This is a genomic window from Flaviaestuariibacter amylovorans, from assembly GCF_039541815.1.
GTDB classification, from domain to species: Bacteria; Bacteroidota; Bacteroidia; order Chitinophagales; family Chitinophagaceae; genus Flavisolibacter; species Flavisolibacter amylovorans.
On the sequence record NZ_BAABGY010000011.1, the window covers coordinates 214,790 to 241,595 of the forward strand.

The following is a 26,806-nucleotide window of genomic DNA, read 5'->3' on the forward strand; positions in this document are numbered from 1 at the left end:
CCATTACCCCATTACCCCATTACCCCATTCTCCCATTATTTCCTTGTCCATCGCCACTCGTTCACACGTGGGTCGCTTTCGATCTTTGCTTCCACTTCATCCGGCAATTGTGGAAAGAAATCGAGGCCGGTCATGGCTTCCACCTGGTCGATGGGAACGGCGAAGGAGCGGAGGGTGGCGGCCGAGGGCTCATTGCGGAGCAGGAAGCCGATGCCCCGCGTGCCCCCGCGGCCGTAGAGCAGCACCACTTTGTAGAAGCGCTCCGGCACCGCCACGCTGTTGGGGCCGATGCGGCGCAGGCCCTCTTCGAGTATGGGGCCGGTGGCGATGTAGACGCTGTCGTAGGCCGTGGCCCAGAAGCGCACGAGCTCCTCGAGGCGCTTCCACACACCACGGTTGAAGGCGGGCACCTGCGGACTCATATTGCTGTAATAAAAGGAGGCGCTCATCGCATCGGCACTGTACGACAGGTCTTCGGCGGGGGCGAGGTGGCCGCGGTCGTAGCCCGAGCCTTCGTAGTCGGCGTTGGTAGCGGTGCCGCTGCGCACGTCGGGGTCGGGGCGGAAGTTGTTGCTGCGCCGCGTGTTGGGTGCCGCCACCTCGGCCGCCGTGAGGAGGTAGGCCACCCAGGCCGCCTGCCCGGCGGCGTCGCGGTAGCCGAGGGTATAGCCTTCGTGGGCCACGAGCTCGTCGCCAGGCTGCGGCGTGGGCACTTCGAGTCGCTGCAGCGCGGGAGGCGCGGGCGACGTGCTGGCGCTGCCGGTATGGCTGCCCGTGGTTTCGGCATTACCCGCGGGGTCGTTGCGCTGGCGGCGGCATACGAACAGGAAGACCACCAGCGCCAGCAGCAGCAGGATCACGAGGAGCAGGAGGCCATTGGAAGAAGAGCGACGGGAGGAGGAGCGCATGTACAACAGGTTCGGGGGTTGAAGATAGGGAGAAGCAACCGGCGCTGGCCCGTTTTGCCGTCCCGGAGCAAGTGGGGCGCTGACGGCAGAGCTCCTGCGCGAACACGTTTTGAAAATACCGCATTTCATTTCGCGTCCTTCCTTTTTTTGACTACCTTACGAGAAGCATCCCCGGAGTGCGGAAACGAAGCAGCGTGGGAGCGGGATGCGGTTTCGGTGAGGGCGTAATCTAACACTTGCTATAAAACACACACCTTATGAACCGTATCTTTTATGTACTCGCCCTGGCGCTAGTTGGCGCAGGGCTCGCTTCCTGTAATTCCGAAAAAGCACCCAAGGCCGTGGCCACCGAATTCGTAGAGCAGCTCTACGGCCTCAACTGGACAGAAGCCGCAGCCCTGAGCGACCCGGCGGCACAAGGGCTCATCGACAAAAGCCGCGACGAGCTGTCGCAGCGCACCGCACTCGAGCAGGAGAAGGCGCACCGCAAAAGCGCTTCGGTGGCTACCCTCTTCGACGTGGCTTCGCTCACCGAGGAAACGGCCGGCGACATCAGCACCGTCAAGAACGGCACCCTGCGCCTGCCGCTCCGGAAGGTGGACGGACAGTGGAAGGTAGTGCCCGACGCCGAGCTGGTGGATGCCCTCGTCAACCATCCCTATTACCTCGATCTCGTGCAGCAGTCGTGGCAGCAACTGCAGGCGGAGTACGACAAGCGCACCATCATCGCCCGCGACCTCGTGACCTCGCGCCTCAACAGCGGTGACCAGAGTGCCGAAGTGAAGGCCCTCGCCACTGCCGTACAGGAATGCGCCGCCGCCAAAGCCGGCACCGCCGCCGAGCGCACCGATTACCTCGCGCGCCAGCGCAAGCTTGAAGCCCTGCTCGACAAGGGCCTGCAGCCCACCCTCACGGCAGCAAGCGACCTCTCGCTCAACTATATCGTACAGCTCACCAATGCGCAGGACCGTATCCGCGAGCTGGGCAAGACCTACACCGACGCGGCCCGCAAGGCCCGCTCGCGCGACTACCCGCCGACGCCCTGATCTTTCATCGTTTTTTAGGATATGCCCCACCCGCAGCCGCGAGTGGGGCATAATTTTTTCAGTGGAACCGCCGCGTCCGGCGCCGCGCTACCTTTGCGGGCACCTGGGCCATAAGCGACCATTATGAACATTCATTTCTCCTGTATCATTAAAGCCGGCAACCGCCAGCGTGAGTTCAACCTGCGGCTCCTGCCTGCCGGCGAAGACACCCGCTACGAGGTAGACGTACCCGACGACCGCGGACAGCGGATCTATTTTCATATGCAGCGGAGCCCCGAAGGGCAGTGGCGTGCGTCGGCCCCCGGCCTGCCCGAGTGGGTGCAGCAGGCCGAGCCCGGGCTCGATACCGCGATCCGGGAGCACCAGGGGACGTGAGGCGGGAACCGGCAATCGGCAATCGGCAATGAGCCCGCTTGTTGGATGCTACTCCAAGTCAACATCGATGCTATAATACCAAAGGCCGCAAAGAGGATTCTTTGCGGCCTTTGCTGTTTGTTCCGTGCCGGTTGAAAAGATTATACACCAGACGATGCAGGACCTGCCGACTACCTGCTCGAAGGCTTGACTGCCGATTCCCGACTCCCGATTGCCGATTGCCGATTGCCGATTGCCGATTCCCGATCACCGCCTCCGCACCAGCACCAGCGCGTTCCGCCGTGCGTCGGTATGCGCCGTGATGCGGTACTGGCGGCCACCGGCATCGATCACCACCAGGGCGCTGTTGGGCGGGATGCGGCCCTCGTTGTGGGCGATGAGCGTGACTGCCTGCGCCGAGGCGGTGTCGGCCAGGGCAATGCGGAACACGATGGGCTCAGGGCGCACCGCCTGGTGATCGGCCACCACGCGGTCGTTGTGCAGGATGCTCACCGTATCGCCATCGAACACCCCGTTGTCGAATACCCGGATCGTGATCTCCGGCGCATCGGTATCGATCACCTGCATGGTGTCGGTGCGCCGCGCGCTGCGGAGGGCCAGCAGGGCGGCCGTGCTGTCGGGAAGGATGGGGGGCGCGGCCGCTGCGGGCGTGGGCTCGGGAGCGGTCATCACTGCCACGGGAGTTTCTGTTGCTGCTACTGCCGGCGGATCGGATGTGCGGGCCGCGGCGGCGATGGCGTTCCGCATAAATACGGTACTGTCTGCCTGCCGGCTGCTGCGCGAGAGGGTCACCGAAATGCCCGCCCCGAAGCTAAGTGCCTGCATCAGCGCGCCGCGGGCGTGCGCCGAGCCGGTGAGCCATTCACGTCCGCCGCTGGCGGAGTAGTAAAGCACGAACGACGATTGCGAATGGTCGAAGGTTTTGCGGATCACGCCCTGCCCGCTTCCTTTGAGGCGCTGCTTCGAAACGTCGAAGGAGCCTTCGAAATTGACCTGGCAAAACCCGCCGCCGCTCTCGTCGTAGGTATAGCCCACGTACTTATCGCCCGCGCGCACGAGCACCATCTTCACATAGCGCATGCCGATGGAGCCGCGGCCTTCCCAGGTCCCGGAAAGGTCCTGGGCGGTAGCCTGGCTGGAAAGCATCAGGGTCAACAAGAAGATGAGGAGGCGCATTGGAAAAGGTTTAGGAGGTTTAGGAGGTTTAGGGGGTTTAGGAGGTTTAGGGGGTTTAGGAGGTTTAGGAAGTTCAGGAAATTCTTGGGTTGGCGGCGGTGAAAGGCTATCGTGGACGACCGGTTTTTAAGTTATGTCGGCCTTCCGGTAACCAACCTTCTAAACCTCCTAAACCCCCTGAACCTTATTCAGGTTCATACCGGATCCGGAGCACGGCATTCTGCTGGAGGTCGGTGCTGGCCGTGAGCGAGTAGCGCTGTCCGTCGGCTTCGAGCAGGAGTGAGGCGGTGTTGGGGGGGATGCGGCCTACGTTATGGGCGAGGAACACGATCTCGTTGGGGCCCTCGTCGAGGGTGAGTGTAAGGGTCTGGGGCTGCACGGTAACGAGGCGCTGGCGCACGAGCACGCGGTTGTTGTGCAGGATGCTCACGGTATCGCCGTCGGGCTGTCCGTTGTCGAACACGTGGAGCGTAACGGTGCGGGTGCGTACGGCCACTTCCCGGAGCACGGTGCTGCGCCGGTCGTTCCGCAGGGCGAGCAGGGCGGGCGGCGCCGTCGGGGCCGCTGCTTTCGGGGGTGGGGCGGCCGGCGTTGCCGTCACCGGCTCGGTGCGTGCCGGAAGCTGGGTGGCCGGCTTTGGCGGGAGCGCGCGCTTCGGGGGCTCGGTGCGGGGCCGGGCGGCGGCGGTCGTATTCCGTTTCGGCGGCGCGAGGCGGGCCGCGGCGGCGCGTGGTGGCGGCGCCGGCTTTGCCGCGGGCTTTGCGGTAGGTTGCGGCGTGCGCACAACGGGCGCCGGTGGCTGGGGCAGGAAGGTGCGCATATAGGCCGTGGTGTCGAAGCGGCGGGTGATGCGCCGTAGTTCTACGGGGCCGGCGTCGAAGTCGAGGAAGTCAAAGAGGGGCTTGGGGGCGCCTTTCGTGTGCTCGGTGCCTTTGAGCTCGTCGGCGCTGCTGCCTTTGCTGAAGCGGAGCTCGAAGGTGCATTCCACGTGGGAGCCGCGGCGGGCGATCATGCCGTCGCCGGAGCCTTTGAGGGTGCGTGTGTCGGGGTCGTAGGTGCCTCTGAAGTTGACGTGGCACCAGCCGCCGGCGGGGTCGGTATCGTAAGTATAGCCGATGTATTCATCGCCCACCTTCACGATCACGAGCCGCATGTAATTGCCCTCCTCGGTGCCTTCCCAGGTGCCGGTCAGGTCCTGGGCACGGAGGATGCTGCCGAGCAAAACGAACAGGAACAAAAAGAGGGAGCGCATGGAGGAGCGGGTGTTTGTGAAAAGATACGAAAAGGAGCCCATCCCCCGACCCCTTCCCAAAGGAAAGGGGAGCGTCTTCAAAGGAATCGGCTTCTCACTTTTCCCGCGGGCTGGCCCCTGTGCTGCTGGGTGCAACCTGTGCCTGTGGTTAGTTGGTCAAATTGAAGGGGAGGATTGACACAGTCTGGAATCAATCCGGCTTTGCTCACCCGCTCACCCGCTCACCCGCCGCAACAACTCCTCCTTATACGTACTCCCGATCGGCAGCTCGCGTCCCGCCAGCGCCACGAAGTTCCGCTCGATGTGCCCGATCTTGTCGAGCGCGATGATATACGATTTATGGATCCGTACGAAGCGATCGGCAGGCAAAACTTCCTCCAGGCGCCGCATGGGCTCGAGGCTCAGGAGCTTGCCGCCCCCTGTTGTATGCACGGCCACGTAATCGCGCAGCGCTTCCACGTACAGGATCTCGTTCAGCGCGATGCGCACCAGCTTGTATTCACTTTTCAGAAAAATATGATCGGGCCGCGCCGGCTCCGAAGCTTTTGCCGGAGTGGCTGGCGTCTTCACTTTGGCGATGGCCTTCGCGAAGCGCTCCGGCGACACCGGCTTCAGCAGGTAGTCGACGATATTGTATTCGTAGCCGTCGAGGGCGTAGTCGGGATAGGCCGTGCTGAGGATGAAGCGGCAGCCGTCGCCCGCGATCTTGAGGAACTGCAATCCCGTGAGTTCCGGCATCTGCACGTCGAGCAGCATCAGGTCGACGCCGCCCGCCTGCACGAGGCGCAGCGCAACGTAGGGATCGGTGCCGGCCCATACGAGCGCGAGGCCTTCCGTGCGCTGCACGTAGTCGGAGAGCAGCTCAATGGCCAGGGGCTCGTCGTCGAGGATGGCTACGCGGAGGTTCATGCGGGCGTTTTACTCAGGTGCAAGGTTACGCGGAAATGTCCATCCGTGGCGTCGATATCGAGCCGGTGCCTGCCGGGATACAGCAGCTCGAGACGGCGCCGCACGTTCTCCAGGCCGATGCCGCCGGCAGCGTCTTTTTGCTGCCGGCCGATCTGGTTCGCCGATACGAAGCGCAGCTCCCGCTCGCCTGCCTCCACACGCAGGGTCAGCGGGCGACCCGCGCCGAAGTCGCCGTGTTTAAACGCGTTTTCCACGAAGGCGATGAGCAGGTAGGGCGGGAGCTGCCATTCGTCGAGCGCGCCCGCCGCTTCGGCTTCCACGGCTACCCCGCCCTCGTAGCGCAGCTGCTGCAGGGCAATGAAGTGCTGTACGTACTCCCACTCGGTACGCAGCGGCAGGGCCTCCTTTTTCTCATAGAGCATATAGCGCATCAGCTCGCTCAGCTTCAGGATGGCCTCGGGCGCCTTCGGCGAGCCTTTGTAGGAGAGGGCGTAGATGTTGTTGAGCGAGTTGAAGAGAAAGTGCGGCTGGATCTGCGAGCGGAGAAAGGCCAGCTCGGCGTCGCGGCTTTGTGCCTGCAGCTCCTGCTGTCGCTTGCGCGCGCCCGAGGCCTCGTCAACAAAAAACACAAAGGCGCCCAGCCCGATATAGAGCAACGCGTAATACACGTTGTCGAGGAAGTAAAAGACAAAGGCGGTGTTCTTTCCGTAGTTGCGGTAGCCGAAGAGGGCGGGGTAAAGCGTTTCCTCGATGCCATAGCGGAGCAATACGAAGCCGGGTACCAGGGCCAGCAGCCCGGCGGCCAGGAGGACATAGCGGCCGGTGGTGTACCAGCGGCGGAGCACGAGCCGTGTCAGCAGCAGCGTGGCGAGGATATAAACGAGCTGCGACAGGTGGAAAAGCCCCAGCACGTCTGCGAGGCGCAGCCCCCTTTTGTACTTCAGAAGTGTCAGCACGTCGAGGCCCCAGATGAGGAGGAAGAGGAGCGCGGCATAGGTCCAGGTGAGCTGCTTTCGGGTCATGGAATGAAGATAGGACAGCCGGGTTGCGGGGGCGGGGCGGTTCTGCAAACGGCCCTTTTTTGTCTGTGAATGCAAAGGTCGCCGCGGCCCGCCGTTGGCAGGGGAGAAGACGCTGTTTGCCGATCGCATTTTCGGGCCGTTGCCGGCCGGTGCACTTTCGTCAAAACGAACGCTCATGAAAAGCTATTACGCTTCCCTGCTCGCATTGTTCCTGCTGGCCGGTACCGCCGGCGCCCAAAAAATAAACTGGAAAAAGCTCGACGCGCTGCAGCCCGACTCCGTGCTCCGTACCGGAGAGCGCCCACCCACCAAGGTGCTGCTGCTCGGCACCTTTCATTTCAACTATCCCAACCTCGACGGCCACAAGACCGACTCGTCGAAATTCATCGATGTGCTGTCGCCTGTGCGGCAGCGGGAGCTCGAGGAGCTGGCCGGTGTCATTGCGCGCTTCCGGCCCACGCGGATCTATATCGAGTCGTCGCGGCAAGCCTACCACGACTCGCTTTTCGCGGCCTATCGTGCCGGCAGGTACACCCTCGGCCGCAACGAGATCTACCAGGTGGGCTATCGTGTGGCCAGGCAGCACAACCTTCCGGGGGTATACGCGGTGGATGCCGGCAACCTGATGATGGACTACCGCAAGTCCATACGGAAGATCGACAGCCTGTGGAACTACAACGTGCCGGTGGACACGCTGCGCGACCGCTATTGGGGCGCCCGCTACAAAGCCTATTACACGGCCGGCGACTCGGTGCAAGCGACGCTCACGCTGCTCGAGAATTTTCTGGTGATGGCGCAGCCGGCGGTGCTGCGGCGGATGCACGGGGCCTACCTCACCTCCGGCTTCAACACACAGGGTACCGACGGTCCCGACCTGCTTTCGATCTGGTGGTACAACCGCAACCTGCGCATCTTCAACCGCATCCTGCAAACAAAGCCCACGGGCGAAGACCGGATCCTCGTGCTGTTCGGCAACGGGCATATGCCGATCCTGAAGCATTGTTTCGAGTCGTCGCCGGAGTTCGAGGTTGTAGAACTACGGGCACTGACCCATCCCCGGCCCTTCCCAAAGGGAAGGGAGTGACCCATCCCCGGCCCCTTCCCGAGGGGAAGGGAGTGACCCATCCCCGGCCCCTTCCCGAGGGGAAGGGAGTGACCCATCCCCCGACCCCTTCCCGAGGGGAAGGGGTCGGGGGATGGGTCAAGGGCACTCCTCCGGTTTGGGGAAGGCCGTACCGTCTTTATTGATTCAGCAGTTTCCCTGGACGGGAGATTAGCCTGCGTTTAGCGTTTCGAGGATCGTATCCAAAACTGCATCCAATCGCTCCAGCACGGCATCGTTCCAAAACCGGATGACGCGGAAGCCATTCGCTTCGAGGAACTCCGTACGGTCTTCGTCGTATCGCTGCTGCGATGGCGCCAGGTGAATGTCGCCATCTACTTCCACGATCAGTTTGCGCTTGAGGCATACGAAATCGACGATGTAATTCCCAATGACGTGCTGCCGCCTGAATTTGTAGCCCGCGAGCCGCTTCCCCTTCAAGGCTTTCCATAGAACGGATTCCGCCTTCGTGGGCTTCCGTCGGTGCTCGAGGGCGAAACCGATCCGGGGTCGGTATTGCTGCGGCGTCGCATGATGGTACCCGTAATGTTGCGGTGGCATTTTCATGCACCGAATCAACGACAGCTTAGGGGCGTAGCAAGGTGAAAAACCTCATTGAAATCTGGGAAAAAACCCATCCCCGGCCCATCCCCCGGCCCCTTCCCAAGAGGAAGGGGCCGGGGGATGGGTCACGAAAAAAGGGACGCACACCGTGCGTCCCTTTTGTATTCCGTTGTGGCTCCGTGTCGTTGTGCCGCCGTAGCCTGTCCCGCCAACGGCGGGATGAAACCTTACGAAGCCGCTTGCTGCGACGACTGCTGGCTGCGCTGTCCGCCGCCACCGCCGCCACGCTGGGCACGGCCTTCGCCGCTGCGGGCACGATGACCACCGCTGCGGGCGCCACCGTTGCCGCTGCTCCCGCCTTGGCTGCGCTGTCCGCCACCGCGGTTGCGGCCACCGCCGCCGCCACGTCCACCACGTCCGCCTTGCGGCTTCGGTGCGGCATCGCCGGCAACGGGCGCGCTCTTGTCTTCGTACGGGTGCGCGATCACGGGGATCTGCTTGTTAATGAGCTTCTGGATGTCTTTGAGGTAAGCGCGCTCCTCGCCGTTCACGAACGACAGGGCGATACCGCTCGCACCCGCGCGGCCGGTGCGGCCGATGCGGTGCACGTAGCTCTCGGGAATGTTCGGCAGGTCGTAGTTGATGACGTGCGTCAGGGCATCCACATCGATGCCGCGCGCGGCGATATCGGTGGCCACCAGCACTTTCAGCTTGCCTTCCTTGAACGAGGCCAGCGCGTTCTGACGTGCGCCCTGGCTCTTGTCGCCGTGGATGGCGTCGGCACGGATGCCGGCCTTCTTCAGGTTCTTGGCGAGCTTGTCGGCGCCGTGCTTCGTACGGGCGAAGACGAGCGTACGCGCGATCTTTTGCTCCGTGAGGATATGCACCAGCAGGTCCATCTTGTCCTTGCCGTTGACGTAGTAGACCGACTGGTCCACGGTTTCGGCAGTGGAGGATACCGGGGCCACTTCCACGCGCTCGGGCTTGTAGAGGATGGTCTGGGCAAGCTCCGTTACTTCTTTCGGCATCGTGGCCGAGAAGAAGAGCGTCTGGCGGTCGTCGGGAAGCACGCGGATCACCTTTTTCACGTCATGGATAAAGCCCATGTCGAGCATGCGGTCGGCCTCGTCGAGTACGAAGATCTCGAGGTAGTCGAGGTGTACGTAGCCCTGGTTCATGAGGTCGAGGAGGCGGCCCGGCGTGGCGATGAGGATGTCGGTGCCGATGCGGAGGCTCTGCACCTGCGGCACCTGCGATACGCCACCGAAGATCACCTCGTGCTTGAGGCCCGTGTGGCGGCCGTAGGCAGCGAAGGAGTCGCCGATCTGCGCCGCGAGCTCGCGCGTAGGCGTCAGGATCAGCGTGCGGATGTGCTTGTAGCCTTTCTGGTTGCGGTTGTCTTCGTGCAGGATGTCGAGGATCGGCAGGGCGAAGGCGGCCGTTTTACCGGTGCCGGTCTGCGCGAGTCCGATGAGATCGTAGCCTTTGAGAACGATAGGAATGGATTGTGCCTGGATGGGCGTAGGCGTAGTGTAGCCTTCGGTTGCCAGGGCCTTTAAAATAGGCTCCGACAGACCCAGTTGTTCGAATGTCATTGTTTCAATTAACGGTTAAATAAGGTGGACCGCGGCGAAGCATCAGTGGCAACATGCCAGGAGCTGCGCGACCTTACTTGCTAGATGGGAACCGGTATTTCGGAGAGCTCCGATTAGGGATCAAGTCAGCGAGAGGGCGATCCGGGAAAGAATAAAGGTAGGCGTTTATTTGTGAATAAGTTGGTAAACGCCCCAGAAGGCCGCGCTGCTACTACCGGGGCGCTTGTGAAAAACCCCTATGGACGGGCTTTTGGCGAAAAATTTTGACTTGCCTGGTTTTATATTATTTAAATTTGGAATGCAAACCCGGGCCGTAAGGCCTACTTGTTTCACCCTGACCCCTCTCTGTCACATATGCATTCTAACCTCCCTGTTCAGCACCTGATGCTGGTCGACGACGACACCGATGCCTGCCTTCTTTTTGAGCGGGCGCTCCGTAAAGTTTCTCCGCAGATCTGGTTTACCGCCCTCCACAGCGGTGAGGCCCTTTCCGATCACCTGCCGCAATCGCTGCCCGAGCTCCTCTTCCTGGACCTGACCCTTCCCGGAAAAAGCGGGCTCGACTGCCTCTCCGAGCTGCGCCGCCATCCCCGCTTCGAAAAGATGCGGATCGTGGTGTACAGCGCCTCGGTGCGCATGTCGGACATTTCCGAGGCCTACGCGCGCGGCGCCGACCTGTTCATCGTAAAGCCCTTCAGCCAGAGCCACCTCGTGAATGCCCTCGAGCATGTGCTGCGGATGGATTGGAAGGAATCCCTGCGCAACCGCTATTTCATTAACAACCAGTTTGTACCGTTTACCGCCGTTTCCGGTGCCGCCGTGGCCTGAGTCTGCCGCCGTCTGCCCCGGCTTCGACCGTGCGAATTGAGCATTTGGACGTAAACGGGACTAAGAGTAATCCCGTGCTTTTATCTTTGTGTTCCAACATTGGCCCCCGCATGCTCCACAATTCTGCTGGCGCGGCGGGGGCCTCCGGAACACCCTATGTGGCAACAACGCACAACCATTGAAAAAGTATTGCTGGTCGACGACGACGCCGACGACCAGTTTCTCTTCGGCGAAGCCCTCCGCGAGGCTGCGCCCGGCGTGCGCCTCGAAAGTGCCGGCGATGCCGACGGCATGCAGCAGGTGCTGGCGCGCTACCTCCCCGACCTCATCTTTCTCGACGTCCGTTTGCCCGGCGCAAGCGGCTTCGATTGCCTTGCCCGGCTGGCGGCCCATCCTATTTACCGCACGATCCCCGTGGTGATGTATTCGAGCTCGCCCGACGAGCTGGACGTGGTGCGGGCCTACGCCGGCGGCGCTCACCTCTTCTTCCGCAAGCCGGCCCTGTTCGACCTCCTCGTTGCCGGCATCCGCAAGGTGCTCTTCCTCGACTGGATGCAACCGCACCGCATCCGCAAGCGCCACCGCATCGGGGGCAGGCTGCTGGTGTTCAATACGGGTTGGGGTTCGTGATCCACCCCCGGCCCCTCCCAAAAGGAGGGGAGACCAACTCATTGCAAGTTCTCTGGTCGCAGTGGCATCCCGAAGGGATGCGCGCTCGGTAGCCCGGCATGCAATGCCGGGATAACGGTGTCGATAATGAACATCCACGTCAGCATCCCGGAGGGATGCGCGTTTCCAAAGAAGCTGGCACCATCAGGGTGCTCAAGGGAAGGAAGGACATTACCCATCCCCATCTACCGCGGGATACCATGGGTCATCGTTCGCTTGCCTGACCCTTCCGCAATCCCATTAACGAGCACCCCTACGGGGTGCGGTTTCCTTAAATCAAAACGTCTTTCTACCAAGCGCGCACCCCTACGGGGTGCAAGACCAGCATGTCGTTGATTTTACCTTTTTGCGTAACGCACCTTTGACGGTAACGCGCATCCCTCCGGGATGCTGACGTGGTTTCTGACCATCGACGCCATTACCCCGGCATTTCATGCCGGGCTGTCAAGCGCGCATCCCTCCGGGATGCTTTGGCGTCAAAGGTGCTCTGCCGGTTTTGGCAATCATAATACCTATCCGGCCTTTCGGAAGCGATCTGCTCACGCCTGACGCCTCACGACGCACTCCGGATACGCCCACCGCTCACCCGCTCACCCGCTCACCCGCTCACCCGCTCACCCGCTCACCCCAATTGCTTACCTTCCTCCCATGATCCACCACGGCTTTCCCGACCTCCACTGGCTGAAGCGCAAGATCGACGAGCGCTTCCGGAGCCGTACCGGGTGGAACGACATTCCCCTCGAGGCGGAAGGCTTTCCGAGCGTGGTGATCCGGGCCTCGTCGCGCGAAGCCTGGCGCCCCGACATCGCCGGGCCGATCTCGCTGTTCCTGAACCTGCGCGGCCGCAGCCGCTGCGGCGTGGACGGCCGGATACAGGAAGTGCCCGAAGAATACTTTTTCCTGAGCAACCGCTTTCAGCCCTACACCCTCGAGATCGACAGCCGCCAGCCCGTGGAGACCTTCAACATCCACATCGGCGAGGCCTTCTCCGAAGGCGTGCTGAGCGCCCTGCTCACACCGGCCGATACCATCCTCAACAACGGCCCGCAGCAAAAGGCCGTAACCGTAGCCTTTCAAAACCGGCTCTACCGGCGAGATGCCGCCTTTGAGTCGCTCGTACAGGACCTGCAGTCCGCCGACGAACCCGGCGGCGTCAACCGCCCCCGTTTCGAGGAAGCCCTCACCGGCCTGCTCCACTACCTGCTCGCGCAGCACCGCGATACGCTGGAGCAGCTGCATCGCCTGCCGGCGCTCAAGACGGTCACCCGCATCGAGGTCTACAAGCGGCTGTCTGCCTCGCTCGATTACCTGCACAGCACGGGCGATGCCGACGGCGAGATGCTCGCCCGCATCGCCTGCCTCTCCCGGTTCCATTACCTGCGCCTCTTCCGCCAGGCCTACGGCTGCACGCCGTACCAGTATGCGCAGCGCCTCCGCCTCGAAAAGGCCTGCCAGCTCCTGCGCCACAGCGACCTTTCGGTGGCCGACATCGGCTTCGCCCTCGGCTTCGAAAACCCGCAGTCGTTCAGCCGCCTCTTCGCCCAGCGGCACCGCCTGTACCCGGCACAGTACCGCGCCGCCGCGAAATAGCAATTTTGGTGATGGCACGCAGCGGCCGGCCGGGCCACCTTTGTGGTATAAACTCCTTGTTATGCAACCAACGATACTTCCTGCCTTGCTCATGAGCGCCATCACGGCCGCAGTGGTACTCCTGATTCTTCGCGGCGCCGGAGCTGCCCTTCCCCGCACCGGTCTCCCGGCCGAAGCGCAGCGCGGCCTCCGCAACCGCGTCTTCGGCGTCGTTGCCGGCTGGCTATTGCTGGTCGGTGGGCTCGGCGCGCTCGGCGTCTTCGATGTGCCCGGCCTGCCGCCGCGGCCCATGATCGCTATGGTGCTGGGCACCGCCGGCGTGCTCTTCGCTTCGTTCAGCGCCGGCGGGCGTGCCCTGCTGCGGGCCGTTCCCCTTCATGCGCTCGTTTACCTCCAGGCCTTCCGCATCGCCGTGGAGCTGGTGCTCTGGATGGGTTACCAGCGCGGCATCATCCCGGAGGCCATGAGCTTCGAAGGCCGCAACTGGGACCTGCTGATCGGACTCGCCGCGCTGCCTGCCGGCTACCTCGTACAACGCGGCGGCACAACGGCGCGCGTGGCGCACGTCGCCTTCAACGTGCTGGGGCTCGTTTCGCTGGGCAACATCGCCATTGTGGCCACGCAGCATATGCCCGGGCAGGTGCCGTCGGGTACGGTGAGCATGGCCGTCGTGGGCACCTTCCCCTTCGTGTACCTGCCGGCCGTGCTGGTGCTGGTAGCGCTGGCGGGACACCTGTTGTCGCTGCGACAGCTGGCGCTGGCCCGGCGTTCACAGGCCCTGGCGGCCGTAGAAATACAGAAGGAGCGGGCGCTGGCCTAACGATACCCGACATCTTCGATGTAGGAGCTTTTGATAGCGGAAACTTCGTCGTTGGCCTATATCGCTACTGGAGTTCAGCCGCACAGAGTCACCCCGCTCCTTTGGGAAGGGCAGGGTGTCATAATCATATTATTCTTAATATCTTGCAGGCCAATTCGCGCTTATGCTCACCCTGCTGCCCGTGCTTTCCTGCGTCCTCAGCCTCCTCGCCATTATCCTGATCCTCGTGTTCCGGCCCCGGCCGTTGAGCGGTGCATCCCTCGACGCGCCTTTCCAGGCACACTTCGACCGCCTTACGCAATACCTCCGCGCCGACTTCAAGGCCGGGCGCGAGGAAGCGGCTGCCCTTGCCGCGCAGAACCGCCAGGAGCTCCTGGGCGCCCTGCAGCAGTTCCGCACCGAGCTGTCCACCACCCTGGGCCACCTCACCGAGCAGCAGCGCAGCGCCCTCGACCGCTCGCTCCGCAACTTCGCCGAGCGCTTCGCCGAGAATGTAGACGGCATGAAGGCCTTGCAGGCGCAGAAGCTCGACGAGCTGCAGGCGCGCCAGCAGCAGCTCGTGGAAAGCACCGAGAAGAAGCTCGACCAGATGCGCGAAACGGTGGAGGAGAAGCTGCAGAAGACCCTCAACGAGCGCCTCGGCCACTCGTTTGAGCTGGTGAGCCGGCAGCTCGAGAGCGTGCAGAAAGGACTCGGCGAGATGCAGACGCTGGCGCAGGATGTGGGCGGCCTCAAGAAGGTGCTGAGCAACGTGAAGATGCGCGGCGGCTTCGGCGAGGTGCAACTGCAGATGCTGCTCGAGAACATCCTCGCGCCGGAGCAGTACGAGGCCAATGTGGCCACGAAGAAAGGCTCGGCGGAGCGAGTGGAGTTTGCCGTGAAGTTCCCCAACCGTGAGGCGGACCGCGAGTACGTATGGCTGCCCATCGACGCCAAGTTCCCGAAGGATGCCTATGAGCACCTGCAGAACGCGTACGATGCGGGCGATGCCGCCGCTATCGAGGCCGCACAGAAGAACCTCGAAACGGTGATCAAGCGGATGGCGAAGGACATCTGCGAGAAATACCTCGACGCGCCCAACACCACCAACTTCGGCATCCTCTTCCTGCCCTTCGAGGGGCTCTTCGCCGAGGTGGTGCGCAAGGCTTCCCTGCTCGAGGAGCTGCAGCGCGACTGCCACGTGGTGGTCACCGGCCCCACCACGCTCGCCGTCATCCTCAACTCGCTGCAAATGGGCTTCCGCACCCTGGCCATCCAGAAGCGCTCCTCCGAGGTGTGGCAGGTGCTGGGCACGGTCAAGAAGGAGTTCAACACCTTTGGCGCCCTGCTCGAGAAAGCACAGAATAACATCCAGACCGGCCTCAACCAACTCGAAGACGTGGTGGGCGTGCGCACGCGCGCCATCCAGCGCAAGCTGAAGAGCGTGGAGGTGTTGCACGACGAGCCGGTGAAGGAGCTGGCCGCCGGACGTGTGGAGGAGGAGGAGGAGTAAAAGTTGGCATCAGTAATTCTACAAGTATCCAACAGCGCAGATCCTGTTATTACGAGCCCTGCTTCCACCCGGCGTTGCGAGGTGCCGCCGGTCATTGCGAGCGCAGCGAAGCAATCTCCACAACTTTCGGAGTGTATCGATAGCGGCAATTGCCAAACACCCCGCGTAACGGAGGGGATTGTCCCGAGGCTTCGGGACGCTTCGCTCGCAATGACGTTTTTGTGCTCCGCGTATTTGCGTCTTCTCGTAAAACCCTCGCGGTGCTTTGAAGAATGCCAGCCGCTTCGGCCTCATGGCGCTACAATCCCTACCGGTCAGGCTGAACCCAAAAAAGTAATCGCTGTGTCGCCGTGCCTCCATGCCGCCGTGTGAATTTGTCCGGCCGCAGGCGCCACCAGGTCTTTGCGTTCCCCGCGTCTTAGCGCCTCCGCGTGAAACCCGGATTCTTCTTTAGGAAAGACCAGCCCCTTGCGGCGGACCCTTCTAACAGGTAACCTTCTTTGGAAACTACGGCCCTCCCTGTCAGGAAGAAATCGACTTATCGATCTGACCCCGAAGCCCCTATCTTGCGCCGATGGTGCAACACAGCGAAACCATCGATACATCCGGCCTCGACGCAAATGCCGCGCTGGCCCTCGTACACGGCACTTTTCAGCAACTCGGCTGGACGGTACAATTCATCGATGCTGACCGCTATAGCGGCTTCACCAAAAAGACCTGGGGCCAGCCCGTGGACCTCATCACCGTTCGTGCCCTTCCCGCTGCGCTCGAAGTGACCAGCGCACTCCCGAATGCCGCGCTCGACCGGAAGCAAACCAACGCGAAGAAGGTGCAGCAGTTCCTGGCCGCCTGGGCTGGCGTGAGCGGCTCCGCCACCGACGCGCAGCGCAGCGAATGGAGCGCCTTTGTTGCCGACGTGCAGCAGCGCACCGCGGCCGCCATCGAGGCCGAGAAGCAGGAGGCCGCCGCCCTCGACGCCGTGATGCCCGAAAAAGAAAAGGGGGCCATCACCACGATCGGAATCGCCGGCGTCAACGTACTTGTATTTATACTGATGTGGATCGGCGGCGTCGGATTCTTCGAGCCGGCGGGCGAAGGCCTCCTGCGCTGGGGCGCCAATTTTCCGCCCTACACGCTCGACGGGCAAGCGTGGCGGCTCCTTACCTGCATCTTCGTGCACGTGGGCGTCGTGCACCTGGTCATGAATATGTACGCGCTCTTTCTGGTCGGCACCATCCTCGAGCCGATGCTGGGCTGGAAACGTTATCTCGCCGCCTACCTCGCCACCGGCCTGCTGGCCTCGCTCACGAGCCTCTGGTGGCACCCTGTGCCGCGCCTTGCCGCCGGCGCCTCGGGCGCCATCATGGGACTGTTCGGTGTTTTCGTAGCCCTGCTCACCACGAAGCTCGTGCCGCCGCGCACACGCGCCTCGCTGCTGCGCGGCTTCCTGGTGTACATCGGCATCACCCTGCTGTACGGGCTCAAGCAGGGCGTCGACAATGCCGCGCACCTCGGCGGCGTGTTGAGTGGCTTTGTACTCGGCTATGCATTCCTGCCTTTCCTGAAGCCGGAGCGCCGTCGCTCGCCCGTGCCGGTGCTGGTGGCGGCGCTGCTGTCGGTCGGCATCTGCCTTTATTACCTCTACAGGCATCCCTACGATACCCGCGCCTTCGAGCGTGCCGACAAGGTTGTGAGCGCACACCGCGTAAAGGCCCTCAACCTGCCCGACAGCCTCGGCGGCAGCGACTACGCGAACCTGCTCGCGACGCAAGCGCTTCCCGAATGGAAGGCTGCCGAGCAGGAGCTGAAGGTGGCTGCCGGCTACCGCCTGCTGCCCTACCAGCAGCAGCGCCGCTCCTTGCTGAACCGCTACGTGCAACTGCGCCTCCGCGAAACCGAGTTGCTGATACGGATGAACCGCGGCGACTCCACCGCCAATGCGCCCTTCGCACAGGTGAGCGCGGAACTCAACAGCATCCTGGAAGCGTTGTCGGGGCAAGCAAAATAGGGCGTTCAAGAGATCGGGACTTTTCGGAATCTTAGTTAAACAACCGGCAAGCGGGCACGCTCCTTGTGCCGTTTCGAAAAACAAGACCAATGGAACCGAATACAAAGACGCTGGAGTTGGAGATTGAATACGAATTCGACGCACCGGCAGATGCGCTGTACCGCGCCTGGACGGAAGAAGAAGCATTACGGCAATGGTGGCGCCCGATGGGCAACGAGCTCGTGCGCCTCACCAACGAGATAGAGCCGGGCGGCCGCGTGGAGTACGAGTTTCAGACAACGGAGGGAGCCCATGCGTTCACCATCCGCGGAACCTATAAAGAAGTGGAGCCCGGCCGCCGCCTGGTGTACAGCTGGGATTGGGAGCTCCCGACCAACCAGCCGGAGGACGCCTCCTTTGTGCTGCACGTTTCTTTCCAGGAAGCCGGCAAAGGCAGCCGCCTGCAGGTTCGGCAGGAGCAATTCAAAAGCGAGGAGACCGTGCAGCCCCACCGCGAAGGCTGGGAACAGGGACTGCAATCGCTGGCGCGCTATCTGGAGCAGAACCGGTGAGCGGGTGAGCACGTCAGCACGTCAGCGGGTGAGCAAGTGAGCGGGTGAGCACGTCAGCAAATGAGCAGATTAGCTTTACGCGGCTGACAGCCAGTAATAAACGAACGGATGCCTTTGGCATCCGTTCGTCGTTTTCGGGTTGCGCGCTCACTCATTCACCCGCTCACCCGCTCACTCGCTCACATGTTCACCCGCTCACCCGATCACCCGCTCACGAATCCAGCCCATAAATATCCTCGCGGAAGTGCAGCAACCCGTCGCCATCCACCCAGGCGGTGAGGTAGGTAAGCGACACGGGGATGGGCTTTGCGAGGTTCACCCGCTGCTCGTTGCCGGAGTACATGGCCTTGTGGATCTTCTCGGCGGTCCACGAAGGATCGTTGCGCAACACGTATTGGGCGAGCTTTTCGGGCTCGGCAAGGCGGATGCAGCCGTGTGAGAAGGCGCGCTTGCGCAACGCAAAGAGCGACTTCGCCGGCGTATCGTGGAAATAGATGTTGTGGTCGTTGGGGAACACGAACTTGACGCGGCCGAGCGAATTCTTCGGGCCGGGCAGCTGGCGGATCTTGGGCAGGCCGCCCTCCTCGCCCTCGATCACGTAGTTGTGGCGCCACAGGTACTCGCGGCGCCCGCGCATCGCCGGCAGGATCTCGTTCTTCACGATGCTTGGCGGCACATTCCACGAGGGGCTGAACACGAGGTGCGTCATCTGGTCGTTGAACAGCACCGTCTTGTTCGACTCGGAGCCCACCACGATGTTCATGTCGAAGGCGTGGCGGCCGTTGTCGTATACATGGAGCTTGAACTCCGGAACGTTGGCGATGAAGTGCATGCCTTCGGCGGCGGGCTCGGGCAGGGAGCGGGCGCGCTCCAGGTTGGCCTGCAGCTGCGCGATGCGCCGGCTCACGGGCACGTTCAGCTCCTTAAGCAGCGCGGCATCCACCACGCCGCTGGGGGTAAAGCCGAAGCGTTGCTGCACCCGCTTCACGGCGGCCAGCAGGGCCTCGTCGAAGGTGTCGCCCAAGGCATCGGCGGCGAGGTCGCCGGTGGCCTGCAGGCGCTGGCGCAGCGCCGTTACGGCAGGGCCGCTATCGCCTTTGGAAATGAATTTCTTGGTAGCCTTGATGGTGGGCCACCCGCCGGCGCGCTCGATCTCCTGGTAGCGCGCGAGGTGCGACTGCAGCAAGGGTAATTGGGGATGCGGTGCGGCAAAGGCCAGGGCCGGCAGCAGGGCGCAGCACAGCCAGAGGAGGAGGCGGACCATGCGGGGTCCGTGGTGGGAGGTTGCTTTCATAACTCACTGTTTCAATCACTTCCGCAACGGGTGGGAATTATTACGGTAAAAACAAGAACGGGGCCAACTCCGCCGGAGCGCGCCGCGCGCCGGCGGAGTTTCGGGGTCCCGGGCGCTCTTACCGGAAAAGCAGGTGCGGAGGAAGGCAAGCTCCCCCATTTCGGGTAGGCCCGGGCTGCCTGTGGCGCCCAGGAAAGGTCTGGGGAACGCTGGCTACCCGGATTGGGGTATTTCTACAGTCGGCGTCCTTCCCGGGTGCTAAATCGATTAGCAAAAACAGGGGTTAAAATATAGTGGAAATACGGTTGTTTCAGACGGTAAAACGGGCTTGCTTTGTGTCATCACTGCAACTGACCCGTAGGGCTCGCAACCAAAACCAACCCGCATCAACCCTTTTCCGATACCAACCTTGTTGCCGGCTCGTCGACAGACGAAGCCGGCTTTTTTCTTTTCCTGTAACCGCGCATCCGTTCGCGTGCCGGACCCTACAAGCTCATCTGGAAATGCCGTAGCTTAACGCAAACGATCTGCTATGAAAGGAGTGTTCTGCCTCGAAGGATTCTGGTACGGCGACCATCGCGATAAAACGTCCGTGGCCCCGCTGCTCGAGCTCCTGCACCGCTACAGCGATATGCCGTTCATTCATCACCGCTGCGCCACCCTCGACGAGTTCCGGTACTCACTCTCCCGCTGGAAAACAAAGGCGTTCCAGCGCCGCTACCCGATCCTCTACATCTCCTTCCACGGCGAGCCGGGCATGGTGCTGATCGGCGACACCCGCATCGACCTGCCGGAACTCGGCGAGCTGCTGGGCAACAAGTGCGAGCGCACCGTGATCCATTTCGGTTGTTGCTCTACGTTAAACTACGACAAGCGCCTGCTGCAGAACTTCATGGAGCGCACGCGCTGCCTTGCGGTGCTGGGCTACAAGGAAGATGTGGAATGGCTGCCTTCCAGCGCCTTCGAGATCCTGCTGCTCGACAACCTCTCCCGCTTCCCCTTCGATTCGAAAGGCATGAAGGACTTCGGCACCGAGATCTTCGACATGTACGGCGCGCATGCGCGGCGGCTCGACTTCCGCTTCGTGGCCAACGAGCGGGAGCACTTCCCGCGCCGCCGGAAGCAGGTGCGGGCGGAATAATCGGTCAGGGCGCCTGCACCGCCCCGCCTGGCGCAATTATTATGCACCTAGCGCCAAATCATCGTACATGAAAAGCATCTTTACCCGCCTCCTGCTGGTGCTCCTCTGCACCGGCCTTTTTGTGCCTGAATCCTTCGCCATTGTGCCGCCCGCGGCCACGGCCTCGGTGGAGCCCGACCCGGCCACCGTGAAGAAGGCGCTGACCGAGTTCCGCAACCTGCCCCGCAAGGAGCGCAAAGCGCGTATCAAGGAAAGCCGCAAGGCCGTGAAGGACTACGTAAAGGCTGAGCGCGCCGCCGGCCGTGCCCCGAAGGCCTCCAAGGTAGTACAGGTCATCTTTGCCATCCTGGTGCCGCCGCTGGGCGTGTACCTGCACGAGGGCGAGATCAACAACCGCTTCTGGATCTCCCTCATCCTGACGCTGCTGTTCTTCATCCCGGGGATGATCTATGCGCTGGTGATCGTGCTCGGCGACGAGTGATCCGGTCTGCAAACGAATGGCGCACGCATCCGGAAGGGTGCGTGCGTTTTTTTGCGCGGCGCATTTACCTGAAATAGTCTCTGAATCGACCCTCTGTGATTTGCCGTCAGCCGTGAGCAGAATGTTGCTGCTGTCCGACATCCTTCCTCACGCCTGACGCCTCACGCCTCACGATCCCCGGGGCGCCGCTGAACCGGAAACAACGGTTAATTTTCCTCCCTAATCTTTTGCCCATGAACGTACTTGCCCTTTCTTCTTCGCGCGTGGCCGATGGTGGCTACCTCGAGGCCGCCCGTGGTCCCATCCGGGAGCTGCTGGGCGATGGTCCCTGCCGCGTGGCCTTTGTGCCCTTTGCCGCCGTGGACCGCGACTATGCCGCCTATGCCGACACGGTGCGCCGGGGCCTCGACGGACTACCCTATACGATCGAGGTGGTGGAGCACGACAACGGGGCCGACGTGCTCGGGCGCTGCAACGCCGTGATGGTGGGTGGCGGCAACACGTTCAAGCTCCTGCACGACCTGTATGAAGCCGGGCTCATGGCCACGATCCGCGACAAAGTCGCAGGCGGCGCCCCCTATATCGGCTGGAGCGCAGGCGCCAACCTTACGGGCGCCTCGATCCGCACCACCAACGACATGCCCATCATCGAGCCCGAAAGCTTCCGCGCCTTCGGCTTCCTGCCCTTCCAGCTCAACCCGCACTATGCGAATCACAATCCGCCGGGATTTCATGGCGAAACCCGCGACCAGCGCCTCTCCGAATTCGTGCTGCTGCATCCCGGCGTGCCGGTGATCGGGATCCCCGAAGGAAGCTGGCTGCTGCGCCGCGGCAACAACCTGCGTTATGAAGGAACGGCCGACGCAACGCGTTTTGATAACGTCAACGGCTCCGTGCAAAAAAGCAGCATCGCGCCCGGCACCGAGCTCAGTGCCTTGCTGGCCCTTTAGGACATAAAAAATCCGGGGCGTCCGCACCGGATGTTGATTGCTTCAATAAAAAAAAGACACGCACCAGTGGGAGCGACCGACCAGGAACGACAGCCGGCGCTTTGGCCGGCATCCCGGCCGGCTTGGTCTCGTCGGGACCCAATTACCAATAAACTAATAGACGAATAAACAAATAAACCCCTCCCTCAGGGAAGTACCGGTCCATAGAGGAGGTCGCCGCCGCGACGGCCTTCGGGGTAGAGAATGTCGGCCGCGGTCTCGTAGCCTTCGTTGGAGATCGACTGCAGCATCCGGTGGGTCTTCTTCCTCCGCCACAGGTGCGCCAGCAGCGCGGCGGCAGTGCCGGCGACGAGGCCCAGGGCGATCATTTTGTATCCTTTTTTCATTTCCTCGAATGATACAAAAAATAAACCACCCTGCGGCGGCGGCTTGTTAAGAACAGGATGGGTAAACCGGTACGGAGCGCAGCGCGGCCCCGGCCACAAACAAAAAGAGGTAGAACGTAAGTTCAACCTCTTTCTGAATGAATTATCCATGTCTGCGATCAAGAACCCGTTCGGCTCAGCTGCGTGATTTGGCGCTCTCGGTTCGGGTTGGAAATGAATCCGGTTCGGGAGAGGCCAGAAGCAGCGGTGAGATGACCGCTTACGTAAGTATATATTTCGAATAGCGTGCCAAAAAGCTACCGCCCCATGGCCCGCCTCCCGGCAAAAAGGCCGGTAAAGAGGCGCCAGGGCGGTGGGCAGGCGCAGTTTTCCGGTGCCGCCTGACCGTAAAAAGAAGACATCCGGCGATGGTATTAGTAAAATAAACAATAAGCACCGGGGCGGCTGTGGAAAAACCGGGATATTTGTGCCCATTTCCAAGACTCATGCGTAAAGTACTGCTTATGTGTGCGCTGCTGGCCTCCGGGCTGTGGGGCGCGGCGCAACAACTGATTGTGAACGAGGTGTCGCAGGGACCCAGCGGCAACGGCCCGAACGGTACCGAGCGGGCCTATGCCGAGCTGCTGGTGGTGGGCACCCGCACCTGCACCGACAGCACCCTCGACCTCCGCGGCTGGATCCTCGACGACAACAACGGCTGGGTGAAGAGCGGCGCCGGAACCGGCATCGCCCCGGGCGCCCTCCGCTTTGCCAACGTGGCCGCCTGGCAAAAGGTACCCTACGGGTCGATCATCCTCGTGTACAACGACAACGACAAGAACTCGTCCATCACCCTCCCCAACGACCCTACCGACGCCAACCGCGACTACGTATATGTGGTGCCGGCCTCGTCGAGCCTGATGGAGCGCCACCTCACCGTGCCGTCGCCTCCCTCCATCACGCCTGCCGGCTACTCCAATACGGGCTGGGCCCAGGGCACGCCCGCAGACGCCTGGAGCACCGCCGCCCTCCGCAACGACGGCGACGCCATCCTCACCGTCAACCCCGCCGCGCCCAACGTGGCCGCCTTCTCGTTTGCCTACGGCGACCTGGGCCCCGGCGCCACGGCAACGGTGATCGTTCCGGATATGCTCGGCGGCAAGAACTACTTCCTCACCGACGCCAACTACACGCAGGCGGCCTCCTGGCAGCAAGGCGACGTGGGCGTGAACGAAACGCCCGGCGCGCCCAACGGCGGCGCCAACACGACCTGGATCAACAGCATGCGCGTGCAGGTGCCCGGCGCCTCGGTAGGCCCCATCAGCGGCAACCCCACGCCCTGCGTCGGCACCAACACCCAGCTTACCAACGCCACGCCCGGCGGCACCTGGACCTCCTCGAACCCCGCCGTGGCGACCGTGAACGCCACTACGGGTATGGTAACGCTCTGGACTCCCGGTACCGCGGTGATCACGTATACCGTCACGTCCGGGGGCTGCAGCGCGAGCGCAACCTTCACCATCACCAGCACGCTCGTGTCCCCTCCGGGCACCATCAGCGGCGGACCCGGTGTTTGCGTAGGTCAACAGACGCCCTTCACGGTCAGCTTCCCGATTCCTGTCACGGGCGGCACCTGGAACATTGTAGACCCCAGCATCGCCACCGTGAACCCGGTTACCGGCGTGGTAACGGGTGTCGCGCCCGGCACCACTACCCTTATCTACACCGCGCCCGGACCCATTGTCTGCGGCTACTTCGCCAGCACCCCCATCGTGGTGTCGGCTACTCCTGCGATCGGGCTCATCACCGGCGCCAACATCTGCCTCATGCCCGGGCAAACAATGATCCTGAGCAATTCGGCACCCGGCGGCACCTGGACCAGCAGCGACCCGGGCATCGCCACCGTTGATGCTGCTGCCGGTGTCGTCAATGGCAACAACTTCGGTTCAACGACGATCACCTACACCGTCACCAACGGCACCTGCACCCGCTCGGTCACCCGCGTGGTGCACGTAGGCATGCCGGGCGGCACCGTGACCGGTGGTCCCGGCGTATGCGTGGGCGCTACCACCACCTATACCAGCAACGCACAGTCCGGCGGCACCTGGAGCTCCTCGAACCCCGCCATCGCCACCGTGAACCCCAGCACAGGCGTCGTTAGCGGCGTGGCTGTGGGCACAGCCAATATCATTTATACGTTCGGTACGGGTCCCTGCGCCGGCACGGCACAGGCCCCGGTCACGGTTACCGCGGGCGGCAATGCCGGCACCGTAACCGGAGGGCCGGGCGTGTGCACGGGCGCTACCGTCACTTTTAGCAGCAACGGTACTCCGGGCGGCACCTGGTCATCGGGCAACCCCGCCATCGCAACGGTGAACCCGGCCACCGGCGTCGTCACCGGCGTAGCGGCGGGCTCGGCTACCATCACCTATACGGTAGGCACCGGCGCCTGCGCCGTTACGGCGAGCGCCCCCGTTACCGTGGAGCAAACCCCCGTCGTGGCGCCCATCACCGGGGGCAATACCCTATGCTTCAATACGAACCTGATGCTCCAGTCGGCCACGCCCGGCGGCACCTGGACCACGTCCAACCCCGCCGTGGCCAACTTCGTCGGCACGCCGAACAACATTGCCACCATTGCCGGTCTTTCGCCCGGCACCTCGGTCATCACGTACCGGGTAGTCAATGGTAACTGCACCGCGGAACAATCCATCACCGTCACCGTCAACCCGCTGCCGGTGGCTTCTCCGCTGATCGCCGGCCCCTCGGCGGTGTGTATCGGCAACAGCATCACCCTGAGCGGCACCCCTCCTGGCGGCAGCTGGTCGGTTACCAATGGCTCGTTCGCTACCATCACGCAGGCTGGTGTGCTCACCGGTGTGGCCGTCGGCACCGTAGCGGTTCAATACCGCATCACGGAGAACGGCTGTTCGGTAGGCGTCAACCATTTCGTGAACGTGAATGCGCCCCCGGTGCTCCAGCCCACCACGGGCACCAACCTGGTATGCGTGGGCGGCACCGTAACCCTGACCAACCCCGCGGTGAACGGCTCCGGCACCTGGAGCAGCTCCAACCCGGCGCTGACGACGCTGGTACCCAGCATCGTACTCGGCGGCCCCTCCACGGTGCTCGTCACCGCCCTGGGCCCCGGCACCGTCACCATCAACTTCACCGTGACCCAGAACGGCTGTAGTACTACGGTTCCCTTCCAGCTCACGATCAACCCGTCGCCCGCGGTAGCGCCCATCACCGGTAATAATACGGTATGCCTCGGCGCCACTACGCCCTTCGCCAGCGCCACACCCGGTGGCACCTGGTCGTCGTCGAACCCGGCTATCGCCCCCATCAGCGCCTCCGGCGTTATCACCGGCGTCGCCGTGGGCACGGCCGATATCACCTATACGGTCACCTCCGGTGGCTGCACGGGCACTGCCACCAAGAGCATCAGCGTATCGCCCCTGCCGGTGCTGAACCCGAACACCGGCAACCCCAACGTGTGCGTGGGCAGCAGCACTACTCTCTTGAATTCCTCGGGCGTCGGCGTCAGCACCTGGACGAGCAGCAACCCCGCCGTGGCTACGGTGGTTGGCGGCGTGGTAACCGGCGTGAGCGCCGGCACGGCCACCATCACCTACTCCGTGCTGAGTGCCGAGGGCTGCACCGCTTCCGTCAGCACCATCGTTACGGTTACGGCAGCCGGCGCGCTCGGACCCATCCTCGGCGGCGGCCCGCTCTGCTCCGGTGCCACCACCACGCTTACGCACGGCACTCCCGGCGGCACCTGGTCGTCGTCGAACACCGCGGTGGCCACGGTATCGGCCACGGGTGTGGTCACCGGTATTGCTACGGGCACGGCCACCATCACTTATACGATCGCCGCCAACCCCTGCGCGGGCACGGCCACTACTAGCATTAACGTGCAATCCACGCCGGCACCGGCTGCCATAACCGGTAATACGTCGCTTTGCATCGGCGGCACGACCACACTCGCCAGCGCCACCCCCGGTGGCACCTGGAGCAGCCAGAATGCCGCGATCGCCACGGTAAATCCCACGACCGGCGTCGTAACCGGCATCGCTACCGGCATCACCCAGATCACCTATACCGTGACCACCAACGGGTGCACCGGGGTAACGAACGTCAACTTGTCGGTGGGCACCACGATAGACCCGATCACCGGCAATACTTCGCTTTGCGTTGGCGGAACCAGCGCCCTTGCCATCACCAATCCCGGCGGCACGTGGACCAGTAGCAACACGGGCGTGGCCACGATCTCCGCCACCGGCGTCGTAACCGCTCTCAGCGCCGGCACCACTACCATTACGTATACGATCAACAATGGCGGCTGCATCGGCACCCGCACCGCAACCGTGACGGTGGCTTCCTGCGTGCGCGACGTATTCGTGCCCAACTATTTCACGCCGAACAACGACGGCCGCAACGATGTGCTGTATATCTACGGTACGGTGATCCAGTCCCTCGACTTCCGCATCTTCAACCAGTGGGGCGGGCAGGTGTTCGCCACCACCGATAAAGGCCGCGGCTGGGACGGCACCGCCTCCGGCAAAGCGCAGCCCGTGGGCGTTTATATGTATGCCGCGCAGGTGACGCTCACCAACGGCGAAAAGATCACCCTCAAAGGCTCCATCAACCTGATCCGCTAACAGC

The 26,806-nt window shown here is 62.8% G+C and carries 23 protein-coding genes; 14 read left to right on the top strand and 9 right to left on the bottom strand.

Annotated elements, in window-relative coordinates:
• Positions 1-35 precede the first annotated feature (35 nt).
• A complete protein-coding gene (locus ABD937_RS17800; protein WP_345257182.1) occupies positions 36-908 on the bottom strand; it encodes a DNA/RNA non-specific endonuclease in 873 nt (290 codons plus the stop codon).
• Positions 909-1,165: 257 nt separating this feature from the next.
• Between ABD937_RS17800 and ABD937_RS17805 the strand changes: the two genes are divergently transcribed.
• Both ABD937_RS17805 and ABD937_RS17810 read left to right on the top strand, forming a co-directional pair.
• Positions 1,166-1,954, top strand: coding sequence for a hypothetical protein (locus ABD937_RS17805; protein ID WP_345257183.1), 789 nt, complete (start codon positions 1,166-1,168; stop codon positions 1,952-1,954).
• Positions 1,955-2,077: 123 nt separating this feature from the next.
• Positions 2,078-2,329, top strand: a complete 252-nt coding sequence (locus ABD937_RS17810; protein WP_345257184.1) for a hypothetical protein — start codon at positions 2,078-2,080, stop codon at positions 2,327-2,329.
• 246 nt (positions 2,330-2,575) lie between these two features.
• Here ABD937_RS17810 and ABD937_RS17815 read toward each other — a convergent pair whose 3' ends face one another.
• The 4 genes from ABD937_RS17815 to ABD937_RS17830 form a co-directional block, all read right to left on the bottom strand.
• The gene (locus tag ABD937_RS17815) at positions 2,576-3,505 is read right to left on the bottom strand and encodes a hypothetical protein (protein ID WP_345257185.1); all 930 of its coding nucleotides are present in this window, start codon (positions 3,503-3,505) and stop codon (positions 2,576-2,578) included.
• A 184-nt stretch (positions 3,506-3,689) separates the two neighbouring features.
• Positions 3,690-4,757, bottom strand: coding sequence for a hypothetical protein (locus ABD937_RS17820; protein ID WP_345257186.1), 1,068 nt, complete (start codon positions 4,755-4,757; stop codon positions 3,690-3,692).
• Between the two features lie 213 nt (positions 4,758-4,970).
• Positions 4,971-5,666 (bottom strand): LytR/AlgR family response regulator transcription factor, encoded by a 696-nt coding sequence (locus ABD937_RS17825; protein WP_345257188.1) that lies wholly within the window; start codon positions 5,664-5,666, stop codon positions 4,971-4,973.
• Positions 5,663-6,688: a sensor histidine kinase gene (locus tag ABD937_RS17830; protein ID WP_345257189.1), complete on the bottom strand. Its 1,026-nt coding sequence runs from the start codon at positions 6,686-6,688 to the stop codon at positions 5,663-5,665. The genes ABD937_RS17825 and ABD937_RS17830 overlap by 4 nt, the downstream gene beginning before the upstream one ends.
• 175 nt (positions 6,689-6,863) lie before the next feature.
• Between ABD937_RS17830 and ABD937_RS17835 the strand changes: the two genes are divergently transcribed.
• Positions 6,864-7,772 (top strand): DUF5694 domain-containing protein, encoded by a 909-nt coding sequence (locus ABD937_RS17835; protein ID WP_345257190.1) that lies wholly within the window; start codon positions 6,864-6,866, stop codon positions 7,770-7,772.
• A gap of 189 nt (positions 7,773-7,961) precedes the next feature.
• On the opposite strand, the gene ABD937_RS17840 is transcribed toward ABD937_RS17835, so the two are convergent.
• Together ABD937_RS17840 and ABD937_RS17845 are read right to left on the bottom strand one after the other, a co-directional pair.
• A complete protein-coding gene (locus ABD937_RS17840) occupies positions 7,962-8,357 on the bottom strand; it encodes an endonuclease domain-containing protein (protein ID WP_345257191.1) in 396 nt (131 codons plus the stop codon).
• A gap of 224 nt (positions 8,358-8,581) precedes the next feature.
• Complete coding sequence (locus tag ABD937_RS17845) at positions 8,582-9,949, bottom strand: DEAD/DEAH box helicase (protein ID WP_345257192.1); 1,368 nt, start codon at positions 9,947-9,949, stop codon at positions 8,582-8,584.
• 354 nt (positions 9,950-10,303) lie between these two features.
• On the opposite strand from ABD937_RS17845, the gene ABD937_RS17850 reads away from it, so the two are divergent.
• The 7 genes from ABD937_RS17850 to ABD937_RS17880 all read left to right on the top strand — a co-directional run bounded on the left by ABD937_RS17850 (position 10,304) and on the right by ABD937_RS17880 (position 17,907).
• Positions 10,304-10,777, top strand: a complete 474-nt coding sequence (locus tag ABD937_RS17850; protein WP_345257193.1) for a response regulator — start codon at positions 10,304-10,306, stop codon at positions 10,775-10,777.
• 156 nt (positions 10,778-10,933) lie between these two features.
• On the top strand, positions 10,934-11,407 hold the full coding sequence (locus tag ABD937_RS17855; protein WP_345257195.1) for a response regulator: 474 nt from the start codon (positions 10,934-10,936) through the stop codon (positions 11,405-11,407).
• A gap of 687 nt (positions 11,408-12,094) precedes the next feature.
• Positions 12,095-13,036, top strand: a complete 942-nt coding sequence (locus tag ABD937_RS17860; RefSeq protein WP_345257196.1) for a helix-turn-helix transcriptional regulator — start codon at positions 12,095-12,097, stop codon at positions 13,034-13,036.
• Between the two features lie 61 nt (positions 13,037-13,097).
• Positions 13,098-13,856, top strand: coding sequence for a hypothetical protein (locus ABD937_RS17865; protein WP_345257197.1), 759 nt, complete (start codon positions 13,098-13,100; stop codon positions 13,854-13,856).
• Positions 13,857-14,019: 163 nt separating this feature from the next.
• The gene (locus tag ABD937_RS17870) at positions 14,020-15,348 is read left to right on the top strand and encodes a DNA recombination protein RmuC (RefSeq protein WP_345257199.1); all 1,329 of its coding nucleotides are present in this window, start codon (positions 14,020-14,022) and stop codon (positions 15,346-15,348) included.
• A 574-nt stretch (positions 15,349-15,922) separates the two neighbouring features.
• A complete protein-coding gene (locus ABD937_RS17875) occupies positions 15,923-17,356 on the top strand; it encodes a rhomboid family intramembrane serine protease (RefSeq protein WP_345257200.1) in 1,434 nt (477 codons plus the stop codon).
• Positions 17,357-17,445: 89 nt separating this feature from the next.
• A complete protein-coding gene (locus ABD937_RS17880) occupies positions 17,446-17,907 on the top strand; it encodes an SRPBCC family protein (RefSeq protein WP_345257201.1) in 462 nt (153 codons plus the stop codon).
• Between the two features lie 211 nt (positions 17,908-18,118).
• Here the strand turns inward: ABD937_RS17880 and ABD937_RS17885 are convergent, their stop codons facing one another.
• Positions 18,119-19,201, bottom strand: coding sequence for a L,D-transpeptidase family protein (locus ABD937_RS17885; RefSeq protein WP_345257202.1), 1,083 nt, complete (start codon positions 19,199-19,201; stop codon positions 18,119-18,121).
• Positions 19,202-19,733: 532 nt separating this feature from the next.
• Between ABD937_RS17885 and ABD937_RS17890 the strand changes: the two genes are divergently transcribed.
• The 3 genes from ABD937_RS17890 (at position 19,734) to pepE (ending at position 21,773) form a co-directional block, all read left to right on the top strand.
• Positions 19,734-20,342, top strand: a complete 609-nt coding sequence (locus ABD937_RS17890) for a DUF6642 family protein (protein WP_345257203.1) — start codon at positions 19,734-19,736, stop codon at positions 20,340-20,342.
• A 67-nt stretch (positions 20,343-20,409) separates the two neighbouring features.
• Positions 20,410-20,823 carry a YqaE/Pmp3 family membrane protein gene (locus ABD937_RS17895; protein ID WP_345257204.1) on the top strand — a complete coding sequence of 138 codons (414 nt, stop codon included), beginning with the start codon at positions 20,410-20,412 and terminating at the stop codon, positions 20,821-20,823.
• A 233-nt stretch (positions 20,824-21,056) separates the two neighbouring features.
• The gene (gene pepE / locus ABD937_RS17900) at positions 21,057-21,773 is read left to right on the top strand and encodes a dipeptidase PepE (protein WP_345257205.1); all 717 of its coding nucleotides are present in this window, start codon (positions 21,057-21,059) and stop codon (positions 21,771-21,773) included.
• A 185-nt stretch (positions 21,774-21,958) separates the two neighbouring features.
• Here the strand turns inward: pepE and ABD937_RS17905 are convergent, their stop codons facing one another.
• Positions 21,959-22,159, bottom strand: coding sequence for a hypothetical protein (locus ABD937_RS17905; protein ID WP_345257206.1), 201 nt, complete (start codon positions 22,157-22,159; stop codon positions 21,959-21,961).
• Between the two features lie 485 nt (positions 22,160-22,644).
• On the opposite strand from ABD937_RS17905, the gene ABD937_RS17910 reads away from it, so the two are divergent.
• Positions 22,645-26,802 (top strand): beta strand repeat-containing protein, encoded by a 4,158-nt coding sequence (locus tag ABD937_RS17910; protein ID WP_345257207.1) that lies wholly within the window; start codon positions 22,645-22,647, stop codon positions 26,800-26,802.
• Positions 26,803-26,806 lie beyond the last annotated feature (4 nt).

Coding starts and splice junctions, on each gene's coding strand:
- ABD937_RS17800 (WP_345257182.1), bottom strand. CDS start 908: ATGCGCTCCTCCTCCCGTCGCTCTTCTTCCAATGGCCTCCTGCTCCTC.
- ABD937_RS17805 (WP_345257183.1), top strand. CDS start 1,166: ATGAACCGTATCTTTTATGTACTCGCCCTGGCGCTAGTTGGCGCAGGG.
- ABD937_RS17810 (WP_345257184.1), top strand. CDS start 2,078: ATGAACATTCATTTCTCCTGTATCATTAAAGCCGGCAACCGCCAGCGT.
- ABD937_RS17815 (WP_345257185.1), bottom strand. CDS start 3,505: ATGCGCCTCCTCATCTTCTTGTTGACCCTGATGCTTTCCAGCCAGGCT.
- ABD937_RS17820 (WP_345257186.1), bottom strand. CDS start 4,757: ATGCGCTCCCTCTTTTTGTTCCTGTTCGTTTTGCTCGGCAGCATCCTC.
- ABD937_RS17825 (WP_345257188.1), bottom strand. CDS start 5,666: ATGAACCTCCGCGTAGCCATCCTCGACGACGAGCCCCTGGCCATTGAG.
- ABD937_RS17830 (WP_345257189.1), bottom strand. CDS start 6,688: ATGACCCGAAAGCAGCTCACCTGGACCTATGCCGCGCTCCTCTTCCTC.
- ABD937_RS17835 (WP_345257190.1), top strand. CDS start 6,864: ATGAAAAGCTATTACGCTTCCCTGCTCGCATTGTTCCTGCTGGCCGGT.
- ABD937_RS17840 (WP_345257191.1), bottom strand. CDS start 8,357: ATGAAAATGCCACCGCAACATTACGGGTACCATCATGCGACGCCGCAG.
- ABD937_RS17845 (WP_345257192.1), bottom strand. CDS start 9,949: ATGACATTCGAACAACTGGGTCTGTCGGAGCCTATTTTAAAGGCCCTG.
- ABD937_RS17850 (WP_345257193.1), top strand. CDS start 10,304: ATGCATTCTAACCTCCCTGTTCAGCACCTGATGCTGGTCGACGACGAC.
- ABD937_RS17855 (WP_345257195.1), top strand. CDS start 10,934: ATGTGGCAACAACGCACAACCATTGAAAAAGTATTGCTGGTCGACGAC.
- ABD937_RS17860 (WP_345257196.1), top strand. CDS start 12,095: ATGATCCACCACGGCTTTCCCGACCTCCACTGGCTGAAGCGCAAGATC.
- ABD937_RS17865 (WP_345257197.1), top strand. CDS start 13,098: ATGCAACCAACGATACTTCCTGCCTTGCTCATGAGCGCCATCACGGCC.
- ABD937_RS17870 (WP_345257199.1), top strand. CDS start 14,020: ATGCTCACCCTGCTGCCCGTGCTTTCCTGCGTCCTCAGCCTCCTCGCC.
- ABD937_RS17875 (WP_345257200.1), top strand. CDS start 15,923: ATGGTGCAACACAGCGAAACCATCGATACATCCGGCCTCGACGCAAAT.
- ABD937_RS17880 (WP_345257201.1), top strand. CDS start 17,446: ATGGAACCGAATACAAAGACGCTGGAGTTGGAGATTGAATACGAATTC.
- ABD937_RS17885 (WP_345257202.1), bottom strand. CDS start 19,201: ATGAAAGCAACCTCCCACCACGGACCCCGCATGGTCCGCCTCCTCCTC.
- ABD937_RS17890 (WP_345257203.1), top strand. CDS start 19,734: ATGAAAGGAGTGTTCTGCCTCGAAGGATTCTGGTACGGCGACCATCGC.
- ABD937_RS17895 (WP_345257204.1), top strand. CDS start 20,410: ATGAAAAGCATCTTTACCCGCCTCCTGCTGGTGCTCCTCTGCACCGGC.
- pepE (WP_345257205.1), top strand. CDS start 21,057: ATGAACGTACTTGCCCTTTCTTCTTCGCGCGTGGCCGATGGTGGCTAC.
- ABD937_RS17905 (WP_345257206.1), bottom strand. CDS start 22,159: ATGAAAAAAGGATACAAAATGATCGCCCTGGGCCTCGTCGCCGGCACT.
- ABD937_RS17910 (WP_345257207.1), top strand. CDS start 22,645: ATGCGTAAAGTACTGCTTATGTGTGCGCTGCTGGCCTCCGGGCTGTGG.